The sequence below is a fragment of the Ruegeria sp. AM5 genome (genome assembly GCF_056540645.1).
The window spans coordinates 190,099-202,769 of record NZ_JBQFXC010000001.1; the positions used below are offsets into that span (position 1 = coordinate 190,099).

The window sequence follows — 12,671 nt, forward strand, 5'->3', positions numbered from 1 at the left end:
GGCAATGCGCCAGCCTCGGTGCTGATACCCAGGAATTGACCGCAACTCACAAAGATATGGCAGAAATGGCCATGTCCGTAGCCTTGGCCAATAGCTACATGACCGGTGTTGTCGGGTCAGCGCCTTTTGGGGAAAAGGTCAGAGCCTGAGCGAGCGGTCCACCAAGCCGTTTCAACGGGTTCCCCGGCACGCCCCTCTCATTCTTCTGGTCAGTCATGTCGCATTGCTGCGGCGCGTTCGACGTGACAGCATCACGGGGAACCTTTTGTTATTTCTTGATCTCTCGTGGCTGATGATCTTTCCATCGATACAGATTTGATCGTCTTCGATGGTGAATGCGTGCTGTGTTCAGGGTTTTTTCACATCATGTTGCGCCATGATCGAGATCAGAAATTTCTATTTGCAACTGCGCAGTCACCGCTTGGGCAGCAGCTTTATACTCTCCTGAACCTGCCGACAGACGAATTTGAAACCAATTTGGTGATCGTCAAAGGAAAGGTGCACCAAAATCTCGACGCATTTGCCGCTGCGATGCATGCATTATATGTTCCGTGGCGGGTATTGTCCTTGTGTCGATACCTGCCGAGGTTTCTGAAGAACCCGCTGTACCGGATGATTGCCCGTAACAGATATGCGCTATTTGGGCGGCGGGATGAGTGCCTAGTTCCTGATCCTTCTCTCCGATCGCGGTTTGCCCAAGATGGATTCTGATCGTGATCCATTCCTGCAGGCGCTGGGTATAGATGAAGCTGTGCCTGGATTGGTCAGGGATTTGCACAGCGGGGAAGGTCGCTACTCTGGTCGATGCAGCATTCAGCGTGGCCGAGGCGTTTTGGTCGCTCTGGCACTTCGCATCGGGCGATTTCCACCTGCGGGCGAAGATTTGCCGGTCACCCTTACGATCCGAAAGCCCGGCGCATATTGGCAATGGGAACGGGATTTCGCAGGCCACAAAACGCGTTCACGGATCACTTTTGATCCGCTGTGTGGCATGGTGCGGGAACAGATCGGCGGGCTGACAATATGGTTGCAGCCGGTGAGAACTGATAAGGGGCTGACCATTGAGATCCGCCGCCTCGCTTTGTTTGGCATTCCGTGTCCGGGGTTTCTTTTGCCACGTTCCGGATCGACCGAGGCTGAGGACGTACAATTGAGGTTTCGCTTTGACATTTCGGCGATAGCACCGGGATTGGGACACCTGATCCGCTATCAGGGATGGTTAGAGCCTGTTCACGAACCACGTGGGTCAAGCTGACATGATCGTTAGTTCGCTTTGCTGACGATGGCGACGCACTAGTCTATATTTCACATGGAAACAGGAAGATGGTCACGATGAAACAGACAATACTTTGCGCATTTGCAGCACTGCTTATGACCAGCTCTGCGGGCGTTGTCGATGCAGCGCCGAACGGTTATCGAACAGAACCGATGAGCGGCACAGACTTCGAGGTCATTCCAAGGACACGTCAGGATACTGATGGATATTGGTGCGCCGCTGCTGATTTTGCCCGCCGGAAATTGGGTGCTGGGTGGCAGCAACAAATCTACGTTCTGCGCGGCTATGGCCCCAGCGTGACAACGGGACGCCGGACGGCGGTACAGTTCACACTGAAACAACCCGCCAATGTCCCGCAGAAAGGCAGCTTTTCGGTCACAGCCGGGTTCCAGCCGGGTGACAGCATGTCGGTACAGGGCGCAAATGCACGGTGCGGCGTCCGTCCGTTTATCAATTGACCTGCGATGCAGACAGAATTCTCGATTCAGACACAGGGCGTGGGGCTCTATGAGATTACCGCCCCTGTGCGCAGTTGGCTGAGGCCGGTTTCGGACGGTTTGCTGACGCTCTTTGTGCGCCACACTTCTTGTTCGCTGCTTATTCAGGAAAACGCCGACCCCGAGGTGCAGACTGATCTGCGCGCATTCTTTGAACGGCTGGTGCCGCAATCGGATCATCCGTCAATGGCTTATCTGCGCCACACCTATGAGGGGCCGGACGACATGCCAGCCCATATCAAGGCCGCGATGATGCCTGTATCGCTGTCGATACCGGTGTCAGATGGGGTACCTGCGCTGGGCAAATGGCAGGGGATATATCTGTTTGAACACCGCAACGCGCCGCATGAAAGAAAGGTCGCTGCGCATTTTGGGTGACGCTTTATATTGGGGTGGAAAATTCCGACTACCCAAACTCTAGAGGCTGTCCTATAGTTGTGGATAAGTAAGCCGCAGCGCTTACAAAAAGTGGCCAGCTAGGGACGAGGAGACGGCGGATGCGCTGCCCGTTTTGCGGAAATATCGATACTCAGGTCAAAGATTCACGCCCGGCAGAGGATCACGTCGCGATCCGCAGACGGCGGTTCTGCCCGGCCTGCGGCGGACGGTTCACCACCTATGAACGCGTGCAACTGCGTGATCTGGTCGTCATCAAAACCAACGGTAAGCGCGAAGACTTCGACCGCGACAAGCTGGAACGCTCGATCCGTATTTCGATGCAGAAGCGGCCCATTGATCCCGATCGGATTGATCAGATGATCTCCGGTATCGTGCGCCGTCTTGAAAGCATGGGGGAAACCGATATCCCTTCGAATAAAATCGGTGAAATTGTAATGGAAGCGCTGGCCCGGATTGATACGGTCGCATATGTTCGCTTTGCGAGTGTGTACAAGAATTTCCAGGCGGCCGATGATTTCGAGGAGTTTGTCCACGAGTTGCGCCCGCCGCAACCTTCGACGGATGAGTGAGCGATACAGATAAGCGATATATGGCGCTGGCCCTATCATTGGGGCGGCGCGGCCAAGGCACCTGCTGGCCGAATCCGTCCGTCGGGTGTGTCGTCGTGCGCGATGAACGCATCGTTGGTCGCGGCTGGACGCAGTCCGGGGGTCGTCCGCATGCAGAACCTATGGCTCTGACGCAGGCGGGTAAGGCCGCGCGAGGTGCCACCGCCTATGTCTCGCTTGAACCCTGTTCACACTACGGAAAGACGCCGCCCTGTGCCGAAGCGCTGATTGCGGCCGGTGTTGCCCGTGTGGTCTCGGCGATCGAAGACAGCGATCCTCGGGTCGCTGGGCAAGGGTTTGCCATGTTGCGCGAGGCAGGGATTGAGGTCACCACCGGTGTTCTGGCGGAACAGGCGGCACGCGACCACGCAGGGTTCTTTCTGAAGACCGAGCAAGGCCGCCCGTTTGTGACATTGAAACTGGCCAGCAGCTTTGATGGTAGGATTGCTACGGAAACCGGGCACAGTCAGTGGATCACAGGTCCAAATGCTCGCCGCGTGGTGCACGCGATGCGCGCGCGCCACGATGCGGTGATGGTCGGGGCAGGGACAGCGCGCGCCGATGACCCGTCGCTGACGGTTCGTGATCTGGGCGTGCAGCATCAGCCGGTGCGCGTGGTGGTCTCGCGCCATCTGGATTTGCCCTTGATGGGGCAACTTGCGCGAACCGCGTCCGATATCCCTGTCTGGCTCTGTCACGGCCCCCATCCAGACCCCGAGCGCGCACGCGCATGGGAGGGGTTGGGGGCCCGTCTGATCCCTTGTGCGCTGGATGGGCATCACGTGGATGCGGCTGATCTGTTGCAGCAGCTTGGGCAGGCCGGTTTGACGCGCGTCTTTTGCGAAGGCGGATCAGCATTGGCCGCATCTTTGCTAAAGGGCGATCTGGTCGATGAATTGGTCGGCTTTACAGCGGGACTGACCATCGGGGCCGAAGGTCTGTCCGCGATCGGGGCACTGAGGCTTGATACTCTGGATACTGCCCCCCGATTTGATCTGATCGAAACACAGGTCGTTGGCGGCGATATCCTGCATCGCTGGGCGCGCGTGACGCACTAGCCTTCAGCGCCACCAATGCGCATGCGTCGCCAGTGCGCCCTGAAATTTGGACAAGATGCGATTTACGGGTCCGGTAGGGGATGGCGTACCCTGCGCAAGCCGTTCGACCGCGATTTCGACGGGGCAGGTCTGTCCTGTCACCGGATCGAGATAGCGCGGGTAGTCGATCAGCGTTGCGTGCACCAATCCCATCAACGAAGGCCGCGCGCCACGTCGCGCAGGCACCGCCCCCAGATCACTCGTCAGCCCCCAACCGGCATAGAACGGCGCACCGAGAGTGGTGACCCGGACGCCACGCAGCAAAGCCTCGAATCCCAGCAGAGAGGTCATAGTCCAGACCTCATCCACCTGTCCAAGCAGGGTGGCAGGATCGGTGCCTTCTACGATGACATCGGCCAGATCGGTTTCGATCTTGCCGTCGCGTAGACCAGCTTCTACATCCGGGTGCGGTTTATAGATCAACACAGCGTCGGGATTGGCCTCGCGCGCCGCGCGCAGCAGATCGAGATTGGTGCGGATATTGCTTGTTCCCAGCCGGATCGAGGCGTCATCTTCTACCTGACCTGGCACCAGAATACGATGCCCCGTCGGTAGGTCCGGGGCGGGGTGGCCGATGTTGTACTTGCTTAGGCCCTCGGTCAGCAGCCGGGCTGTCAGCCGCTCGGCGCGGAGCCTCTGATCAGGGCGCAAGGTTTCGCGCGTGGTGATCCATTCTTCCAGGCGGCTGGGATGCGTTGGATCGTAGTAGATGCCGATATCATCGGTCACCAGCGACAGCGGTGGAACCAGCTCCGCGCCCAACCCGCGGGATCGTAAAAAGCCATCCTCAATCCGGGTTGCATTCAGCGTCTCACCGGCTCGGCTGGCCCAGACCATATGGGGTTGTTTGGTGTTCTCTGGCTGCTCGGCCACGAAACGCACCTTATGGTGCTGGCCGAAAATGCGTTGCAGGTGGCGGCGTTTCCATACCCGCATCCCGGAGGCGGTCCAGCCTTTGTGGTCCTGCCGCCAGGCCCGGGTTTGCGCCTCAAGCGTATCGAGCACGCATTCCAATTCGCACAGGCGATCATGGTAGGGATCGTACCAACGCGGATACAAGATCATCGCAGCTGCAAAAAGCTGCGCCCGCGTAAGATTCCGTTGGCGACGGAGCAGGGGTGCATCATCTTGCGTCAGCCCCCACCCAGCGTAGAATGGTTGCCCGAACACGCGAGGTTTGTGCCCGGCCAATATCGCCTCAAATCCCATCTGCGAGGACAGCGTGTAAACCCCGATGGCCCCTTCAAGCAGCGACCATGGACTTATCGGGCTGTCGAGGATCGATATTCTGTCACTCAGATCCTGATCGGAAAAGTATCCCTTGCGGTGACCTGCCGTGGTTTCGGGGTGGCTTTTGATGAGGATGCGCGCGCCGGGGTTTTCCTCTTGCGCGATGACCAGCATCTCGCGGAACCGTGCATAGTCGCCGTTGCTTGCGGTGACGGCAGCATCTCCCTGCGTCTGGTCGATCACTAGAACGTAGCCAGGATCGGGAGGCGTCAGATCAAGGTCAAAGGCCGAGTATTTGCTCAGATGCAGCTCTCGGATGCGCGCGATTGCGCCTCGCGCGCGATCCAGCAGGGCGGTGTCATCCAGCGGATGCGTGACCAACAGAGTTTCCAGATCCGAAGGCACACTCGGATCAAAATGCAGACCCGATCGATCCAACAACAGACCCATGGGTGCCTCACCGCTTCGTCCAGGGTGCAGAGACCGCAGGAACGCGTCTTCGACCCTCAGGACGGGCACATCGCGTTTCTGCGCGATACCCATGCCCCGATGGGCTGTCGGGCTGTTGCCCCAAACCCCGACCAGATCGTCTGGCTGTGGCAGTCCAAGCCGGATGTCATACCCGGCCAGAGACACTATACGACGCAGCCGCGACTGTGTCAGGAACCCACCGTTGTAAACAAAAAGCCGGGAGCGTTCGCCCCCGGCCGTGTTCTCCGGTTCAGAGAGCATTCATCAGTTACCCGTAAGCGTCGCCACATTTGCAAATGGCGTCAGACCTCCGGCAATCAGCGAGACAGATTTGCTCCACTGTGCATATGGGGCCTCGGTGACGTATATCGTGTCATCGTCTCGGATCACGAAATCGCGGGCGATGAACAGGCCATTGGGCGCGGTCAGGTTCAGCAAATAGATCATGCGCTGATCACCCTGTAGCTCGGGACGTCCCATGACATTGCGCGCCACATCCTGCCGTTCCTCACGCAGAACAAAAATACCGGTCGGGTCTGAAGATAGCGGCTGTAAGCCTCCGACCTGTGCCAGCGCCTCAAGGGCGGATAGGTCCTGACTTTCAAAGGCCACGCGGGATTGTCCGCCGGTCGAACCCAGCGCGATGTATGAGCGACTGTCCTGTTCGACCAGAATGCGATCGCCGCCGCGCAGGGCGATATCGGTTTCCGGGTTGCGGAACAGATCGTCGTACCAGATGGTTCCACTTTGCTTGCCCCTGATCACAGTGACCAATGCGATATCGGATGCAACTGCCACCCCGCCTGCTTGCGCGAGCATGGTCGATAACGAGCCAGTTGGTCGCTCAATCGGATAGATTCCCGGCGCGCCGATAGTTCCGGTCAGAGAAACGGTCGACCCATCGCCCGGAGTGCGCGACACTTGGACCTGCGGATCCGGAGTCTGTTCCTCCAGCTTCGAGGAAATCAACGTGCGGAGCTGTTCGGGCGTATTGCCCGCTGCACGCAGCCGCCCTGCATAAGGAACAAATATGTAACCTTCGCTGTCGACCTGCACCTGATCCAGAACGGTTGCGCCACCGGCTGCGGAACTTAGCAACCCATCCTCGACATTTTCCCAGATGCTGAGGCTCAGAATATCGCCGGGGCGTACGGTATCGGATGCGACGCTTTGCGCGCTGCGGAAGGATTTCGAAAACCCGTATTGCGGAATCACCGATGTGGCCCGCGCAACACGGTCGTCGACCTCAACCACAAAGGCGTTACCCCCGTTTTCGACCGACCCGGCTAGAATTTCGTTTTTGTTCGGCCCGGATTTGGGAAGCTGGCATGCTGCCAGCAGGCCAAGGGTCGCCACAAGGGAAACCCCCCGGATCCATCGGGTAGGAAAGCGCTGCACTGCCGATTTACCTCAATCGTCTTTGTTTTGGGAAGGTTACCCGCATCGCTTCGAAACATCCAGCAGCAGGTTGCCCGCGATCATTCAACAACGCGCAACTGTGGCGTTGTGGCCTCTTTATCGGAGAGCAACCCTTGATAGGGGTCCTGAGCCGATAGCATCATATCAGCCGCTCGCCGCAGCAATTGACGACGCCCTCGGCGAGAATAGAACCCCCCGGGGACTTGGCAGGTTTCCAGAAGAAATTGGCGATAAGCCCGATAGGCCTTGCCGCCCGGGGCATCTGGCTGGGCAAAGAATGCCTCAATCGATTGCCGAGATACGAATTCGGGCTTGTCATAAACCGACTGCCCAAAAATCCGCAAAGGTATGCCACGCCACAGAACCTGCTGGCCTGCCGTGGAATTCACCGTCACGGCGGATTTTGCATCGTCTAGCAACCTGGCCAGCTTACCACCGGGCACATAGTGAATTCGGTTTGTGATGCCGTGCTGTGCTGCAAGCTGGCGCGCCCGCAGCCGCAGCGGTTCACGGTGGTTCTCAAGCGGGTGTTCCTTGATGACAAGGTGGTGATGCGCAGGGGCGCCTTTGTCGAATCCGGCGATCACTTGTTCGAGAAAATCGGACATACCGGAAAAATCCGAGTGATATTGGACCGAGCTGTCATGCCCCAATTGCAACAGCACAAGGTGATAGGGAAAACCGCTCCACCTGACCTGTGCTGTGGCCCAGCCCCGCTGTAGCCTGTGAATGGGCATCAGTGTCAGGCGTTTGAAGTATAGACGAAACTCTTTCGAGACCGGCAGCTCTCGATGGGGTCGGAAATTCCGGTATCTGCGATTCAGAAACAGCACGAACCAGTGATAGAGGGCACCGTAAAAGATGTGCTGGCGCATATCGCCCCAATGGGAAGGCGGTGGGGGGGCGTGCCCTTCGGACTGTTCCAGCGCCGTCTGCATCTGCGCCACATCCAGTTCCATCAGGCGTGAGTTTCCGTTCGACCCGTTTCGTTCATAGGTCACCCACCAAGGGCGCAGGTAGCCTTCTTCAAACACATGAACAGTGGTCCCGCGTGCTTTGGCAATCTCAACTGCGCGTGCATGCACGGGCCGGGTGTCGCCATAGAGCACGATATCGGTCACATCATAGTGGGTGAGCAATTCGCTTAAGGTCTCCGGCCAATCATCTGGCGCGCCGCGATATGGAATGTAACTGGATTTGTCGCCCCAGAAAGCCTGATCGCCCGCGTTGAAGCCGACTCGCCAGACCTGAGCACCCGCAGCCCGCAGCATCCGACCAAGCGCGTTAAAGAACGGACCATGCGGTCCTTGTAGAAACAGGAACACACGCCGGTTAGGGCTGTTGGCCAAAGGGATCATGCGGTCTGCTCGTGTGGTGACTTTTGGTGCGTTTGTATAAAATTATGCCTCTTTGTCGTTTTCACGGCAAGGCAGGGCTTGCCGGTAGAGCTGCGTGCCTTTACCTCGGCTATTGAAGCTAGGTTCAGAGGGTTAATGACATGTTCACAGGGATCGTCACTGATATTGGCACCGTTACCGAACTGGACCAGCAGGGAGACCTGCGGGCACGGATCAAGACAAGCTATGAAACGGCGGGCATTGATATTGGCGCTTCCATCGCAAGCGATGGCGTCTGTCTGACCGTCATTACACTGGGCGATGACTGGTATGATGTCCAGATCAGCGCTGAGACGGTTTCGAAAACCAATTTGGACAGTTGGCAGGTGGGCAAGCGCGTCAATCTGGAACGTGCCTTGAAGGTCGGGGATGAATTGGGAGGGCACATCGTCTCGGGCCACGTGGATGGCGTGGCAGAGGTGGTCTCTGTGATAGACGAGGGTGACAGCACGCGGGTGACATTGCGGGCGCCTGCCAATCTGGCCCGGTTTATCGCTCCGAAAGGGTCCGTTGCACTGAACGGCACATCGCTGACGGTTAATGATGTGGACGGGTGTGACTTTGGTATCAACTTCATCCCTCACACCAAAGAGGTCACCACATGGGGTGACGTCTCGGTTGGTGATCGCGTGAACCTTGAGATCGATACCCTGGCCCGATACGTCGCGCGACTGGCCGAGATGTCCTGACCTTCAGGTGGAAGGTCCAAATTTGGCCGTCAGCCTCTTGGACAGCCACCAGAAGCATGAAGCCAGCAGGATTGAGACATACCCGTCGATGGCGTAGTGCCAGGCGAGGTGAACCGAGCCTAGTAGGATGATGAAGGCAAACACCGACAGCGCCCAGCCGAGCCAACGCGAATAGGTGAAGCCGTAGAACGCCAGCAGCACGGTAGAGGCAACATGCATGCTGGGCATCGCCGAGATTCCGCCTGCTAGCCCATTATTCCGATAACCATCCAACAGCATTTCATGCACATTCAGCGCCCAGACCGGGCTGATTTCGTGTGATTTGCGTAACAACTCCATCTGCGGAACGAAGTCAGAGCCAAGATTGAAGGGTTCGTGGTAAACGGGACCAACCGAGGCAAAGATGGTTGCAATCACATTGCCGCCTACAAACCAGCACAGTGCAAACGCTACCAGAAAAACGGTGCTGCGGTTCGGGTCACTGCGGTCCAGACAGGCGACGCAAACCGCAATGTAAATCATGGGAAACCAGATGTGATAGGCGCCATTCACCGCAGTGGTTACGATCGGGGATCCCAAAATGGGCCATAGCCAGGTCCACGGATCGACGCCGCCGTGCAGAAACCGGTCCCATTGCACGAATTGCTCATCCCAGAGCGTCGGGTTCACAGCATGTATTTCGTTCTTCAGGAAGGTATAGGTCAGGATAAGTGCGACGATGCTGAGAAAGCAGATAACCGCATCGGTCGCTTTTTCAACATCTGCCATCTTGGATCGCAGATCTTGCAACATCCATTGAATTGGCTTTTTGGGTCGCACGACGAACATGGCAACGCCAAGTCGCCAAAGAACGAAATTTGCGAACATGAAACCAAGCAGACGAACTGAGATGACAATCAGGGAAGAGGTCGAAAAATCCCAATATGACCGTCCTACATAGATGCTAACCGCAATGGCATAGACCATCTGCAGTGCAATGAGTGATAGCAGCAGCCTGTTTCGCCGAAGGGCGTTTACACGCACGAAATTTGCAGCGGGCAGATCAGCGGTCTTAGACACTGGGCTCAAATTCTCGTCTAGCTAGGACATTATACAATGACTGGTGCCCAGGATATCAGGCGATCCAAGGGCCCAATTGGGGCAATTTGTGGACAAAGTTCACGCAACCGGCCTAAAGGTTCAGCTATTGGCAACAATGCGCAGAAAAGGCCTAAGTCAAAACTGGCGCATAGGATTGGTAAACTGAGTTGGCACCAGATTTCATCGCTGGCCCTATAGCGCTGGGCATATCAATCTATCTCGCAGTGCTTACAGGCTGGTCTTTGTGTTCACTCTGGTCTATCCCGCCATTCAAACCCGTTGTGCGAAAGGCTGCCCTATGAGTTTTGAAACCCCCGGACCGGTAGAGGCCCAATTGCGCGAGGCGATCAGTCCGATCGAGGAAATCATCGAAGAGGCCCGTAAGGGCCGGATGTACATTCTTGTGGATCACGAGGACCGCGAGAACGAGGGTGATCTGGTGATCGCGGCCGAGTTCGCTGACGCGGAGGCGATCAATTTCATGGCGACCCATGGGCGCGGGTTGGTCTGCCTGCCGATGACGGCGGAACGGATCGATAGTCTGGGCCTGCCGATGATGGCGGTGAACAACTCTTCGCGTCATGAGACAGCCTTCACCGTGTCGATAGAAGCCCGCGAGGGAGTTTCGACGGGAATATCGGCCGCTGATCGCGCACTAACGGTGGCGACCGCGATCAACGAGCAAAACACTATGGCTCACATAGCGACCCCAGGCCATGTCTTCCCCTTGCGCGCCAAAAGGGGCGGGGTACTGGTGCGGGCGGGGCATACCGAGGCCGCCGTTGATATCTCGCGTCTTGCCGGGCTGAACCCCTCGGGCGTGATCTGCGAGATCATGAAGCCCGATGGCACAATGGCGCGCCTGCCTGATCTGGTCGCCTTCGCCAAAGAGCATGACATGAAGATCGGCACGATCAGTGATCTGATCGCCTATCGCTCGCGTAACGACAATCTGGTGGTTGAAACTTCGCGCGAGACGGTGAATTCCGAATACGGTGGCGAATGGGAGATGCGGATTTTCACCGACCAGACCCACGGTATCGAACACGTTGTCATGATCAAGGGCGACATCACAACGCCCGAGCCGGTCCTGACCCGGACCCACGCCCTGCATGAAGCGCCCGATATTCTGGGTCTTGGCCCGAAATCTTCACGAGAGCTGCCCCGCGCGATGGAAAAGATCGCCGAAGAGGGGCGCGGCGTCGTTTGCCTTTTCCGTCAGCCGCGAAATTCGCTGTATGCCGCAGACGACGAAGGCCCGCGCACGATCAAGCAAACCGGTCTGGGTGCGCAGATCCTGTCCAAGATGGGTATTCAGGAACTGGTGTTGCTGACAGACTCGCCTGAAACCGTGTATCTGGGGCTCGACGCGTTTGGACTGTCAATCGTCGGCACCCGCTCGATCCTCAAGGAAGACTGATAATGGCTGAAAAAGACAAACATGGCATTCTGCCGACTCCCAGCTTCGACAAGCCGGTGAAACTGCTGCTGGTGGTGGCTCCGTTCTACCGTGCCATCGCCGACAACATGGTCGCTGGTGCCAAGGCCGAGATCGAGGCCGCAGGCGGCACCTGCGACGTGGTCGAAGTGCCCGGTGCGCTGGAAATCCCGACCACAATCGCCATGGCCGACCGTCAGTGCAACTACGACGGCTATGTCGCGTTGGGCTGTGTCATTCGGGGCGAGACGACGCATTATGAAACCGTCTGCAACGACTCTAGCCGTGCAATCCAGTTGATGGGCCTGCAGGGCCTGCTGATCGGCAATGGCATCCTGACTGTCGAAAACGACGAACAGGCCGAGATACGTGCAAACCCCGAAAAGATGAATAAAGGCGGTGGAGCGGCGGCTGCGGCCTTGCATCTGATCGCGCTCAGCCGTAAGTGGGGCTCTTCCAAAAAGGGCGTGGGCTTCAAGCCACCGTCCGAGTCCATCCTTGTGGCGGGCGACAGCAACGGACCCACGACAGCATGACCCAGACAGACGCGCCGAAACCGGCCAACCAGAAACGCCTGATGAAATCCGCCGCCCGGCTTTATGCCGTGCAGGCGCTGTTCCAGATGGAGCAGTCGGGCCAGACGACTGAACAGGTTGTGAATGAGTTTCTGGATCATCGGTTTGGCGCGGTCTACGAGGGGGATGAGATGCTGGATGGCGATATCAGTGTCTTCCGTAAGTTGGTGGATGACGCTGTGAACTATCAGGCCACCATCGACCAGATGACCGATCGTGCATTGGTCGCCAAATGGCCCATTGCGCGCATCGATCCGACCCTGCGCGCTGTGTTTCGCGCGGCCGGGGCTGAGTTGACCCAGAGCGACACGCCGCCAAAAGTCGTGATCACCGAATTCGTCGATGTCGCACGTGCGTTCTTCCCGGAAGGCAAAGAGCCCAAATTCGTGAACGCTGTGTTGGATCACATAGCGCGCGAAGCCCAGCCCGAGGCGTTCTGACGCCTTTACCGCGACCCTGCACGCGCTAGACTCACCATCATAGCGCAAGGAGGTT

At 57.7% G+C, this 12,671-nt stretch carries 15 protein-coding genes; 10 read left to right on the plus strand and 5 right to left on the minus strand.

Annotation, left to right across the window (positions count from 1 at the left end; genetic code table 11):
* Nucleotides 1-94 precede the first annotated feature (94 nt).
* Entirely contained in the window at nt 95-217 is a 123-nt protein-coding gene (locus ACR0AH_RS00945) for a hypothetical protein (RefSeq protein ID WP_255612047.1), read from the minus strand.
* 68 nt (nt 218-285) lie between these two features.
* Here ACR0AH_RS00945 and ACR0AH_RS00950 point away from each other — a divergent pair, with 68 nt between their 5' ends.
* From ACR0AH_RS00950 to ribD, 6 genes are all read left to right on the plus strand, one after another.
* Nucleotides 286-711, plus strand: a complete 426-nt coding sequence (locus ACR0AH_RS00950; protein WP_170733418.1) for a DCC1-like thiol-disulfide oxidoreductase family protein — start codon at nt 286-288, stop codon at nt 709-711.
* A complete protein-coding gene (locus tag ACR0AH_RS00955; RefSeq protein ID WP_480589938.1) occupies nt 701-1,255 on the plus strand; it encodes a DUF4166 domain-containing protein in 555 nt (184 codons plus the stop codon). Before ACR0AH_RS00950 ends, ACR0AH_RS00955 begins: the two co-directional genes overlap by 11 nt.
* A 77-nt stretch (nt 1,256-1,332) precedes the next feature.
* Nucleotides 1,333-1,734, plus strand: coding sequence for a hypothetical protein (locus ACR0AH_RS00960; protein ID WP_255612048.1), 402 nt, complete (start codon nt 1,333-1,335; stop codon nt 1,732-1,734).
* A 6-nt stretch (nt 1,735-1,740) separates the two neighbouring features.
* The gene (locus ACR0AH_RS00965) at nt 1,741-2,151 is read left to right on the plus strand and encodes a secondary thiamine-phosphate synthase enzyme YjbQ (protein ID WP_170733417.1); all 411 of its coding nucleotides are present in this window, start codon (nt 1,741-1,743) and stop codon (nt 2,149-2,151) included.
* 119 nt (nt 2,152-2,270) lie between these two features.
* Nucleotides 2,271-2,741, plus strand: a complete 471-nt coding sequence (gene nrdR / locus ACR0AH_RS00970; RefSeq protein ID WP_039534475.1) for a transcriptional regulator NrdR — start codon at nt 2,271-2,273, stop codon at nt 2,739-2,741.
* The gene (gene ribD / locus ACR0AH_RS00975; protein WP_480589941.1) at nt 2,738-3,838 is read left to right on the plus strand and encodes a bifunctional diaminohydroxyphosphoribosylaminopyrimidine deaminase/5-amino-6-(5-phosphoribosylamino)uracil reductase RibD; all 1,101 of its coding nucleotides are present in this window, start codon (nt 2,738-2,740) and stop codon (nt 3,836-3,838) included. Before nrdR ends, ribD begins: the two co-directional genes overlap by 4 nt.
* 3 nt (nt 3,839-3,841) lie before the next feature.
* On the opposite strand, the gene ACR0AH_RS00980 is transcribed toward ribD, so the two are convergent.
* From ACR0AH_RS00980 to ACR0AH_RS00990, 3 genes are all read right to left on the minus strand, one after another.
* Nucleotides 3,842-5,839 carry a capsular polysaccharide export protein, LipB/KpsS family gene (locus ACR0AH_RS00980; RefSeq protein WP_170733416.1) on the minus strand — a complete coding sequence of 666 codons (1,998 nt, stop codon included), beginning with the start codon at nt 5,837-5,839 and terminating at the stop codon, nt 3,842-3,844.
* 3 nt (nt 5,840-5,842) lie between these two features.
* The gene (locus tag ACR0AH_RS00985; RefSeq protein WP_170565801.1) at nt 5,843-6,976 is read right to left on the minus strand and encodes a polysaccharide biosynthesis/export family protein; all 1,134 of its coding nucleotides are present in this window, start codon (nt 6,974-6,976) and stop codon (nt 5,843-5,845) included.
* A gap of 80 nt (nt 6,977-7,056) precedes the next feature.
* Nucleotides 7,057-8,355, minus strand: a complete 1,299-nt coding sequence (locus ACR0AH_RS00990; protein WP_170733415.1) for a capsular biosynthesis protein — start codon at nt 8,353-8,355, stop codon at nt 7,057-7,059.
* Between the two features lie 140 nt (nt 8,356-8,495).
* Here ACR0AH_RS00990 and ACR0AH_RS00995 point away from each other — a divergent pair, with 140 nt between their 5' ends.
* Nucleotides 8,496-9,083, plus strand: a complete 588-nt coding sequence (locus ACR0AH_RS00995) for a riboflavin synthase (RefSeq protein ID WP_170612455.1) — start codon at nt 8,496-8,498, stop codon at nt 9,081-9,083.
* Nucleotides 9,084-9,086: 3 nt separating this feature from the next.
* Here the strand turns inward: ACR0AH_RS00995 and ACR0AH_RS01000 are convergent, their stop codons facing one another.
* Nucleotides 9,087-10,142 carry a phosphatase PAP2 family protein gene (locus ACR0AH_RS01000; RefSeq protein WP_480589945.1) on the minus strand — a complete coding sequence of 352 codons (1,056 nt, stop codon included), beginning with the start codon at nt 10,140-10,142 and terminating at the stop codon, nt 9,087-9,089.
* 319 nt (nt 10,143-10,461) lie between these two features.
* Here ACR0AH_RS01000 and ribB point away from each other — a divergent pair, with 319 nt between their 5' ends.
* Genes ribB through nusB form a run of 3 tightly spaced genes read left to right on the plus strand, consistent with a single transcriptional unit; the run spans nt 10,462 to nt 12,616 of the window.
* Nucleotides 10,462-11,583, plus strand: a complete 1,122-nt coding sequence (ribB, locus tag ACR0AH_RS01005) for a 3,4-dihydroxy-2-butanone-4-phosphate synthase (RefSeq protein ID WP_170403318.1) — start codon at nt 10,462-10,464, stop codon at nt 11,581-11,583.
* A gap of 2 nt (nt 11,584-11,585) precedes the next feature.
* The gene (locus tag ACR0AH_RS01010; RefSeq protein WP_170403315.1) at nt 11,586-12,137 is read left to right on the plus strand and encodes a 6,7-dimethyl-8-ribityllumazine synthase; all 552 of its coding nucleotides are present in this window, start codon (nt 11,586-11,588) and stop codon (nt 12,135-12,137) included.
* Entirely contained in the window at nt 12,134-12,616 is a 483-nt protein-coding gene (gene nusB, locus ACR0AH_RS01015; RefSeq protein ID WP_480589947.1) for a transcription antitermination factor NusB, read from the plus strand. The genes ACR0AH_RS01010 and nusB overlap by 4 nt, the downstream gene beginning before the upstream one ends.
* Nucleotides 12,617-12,671 lie beyond the last annotated feature (55 nt).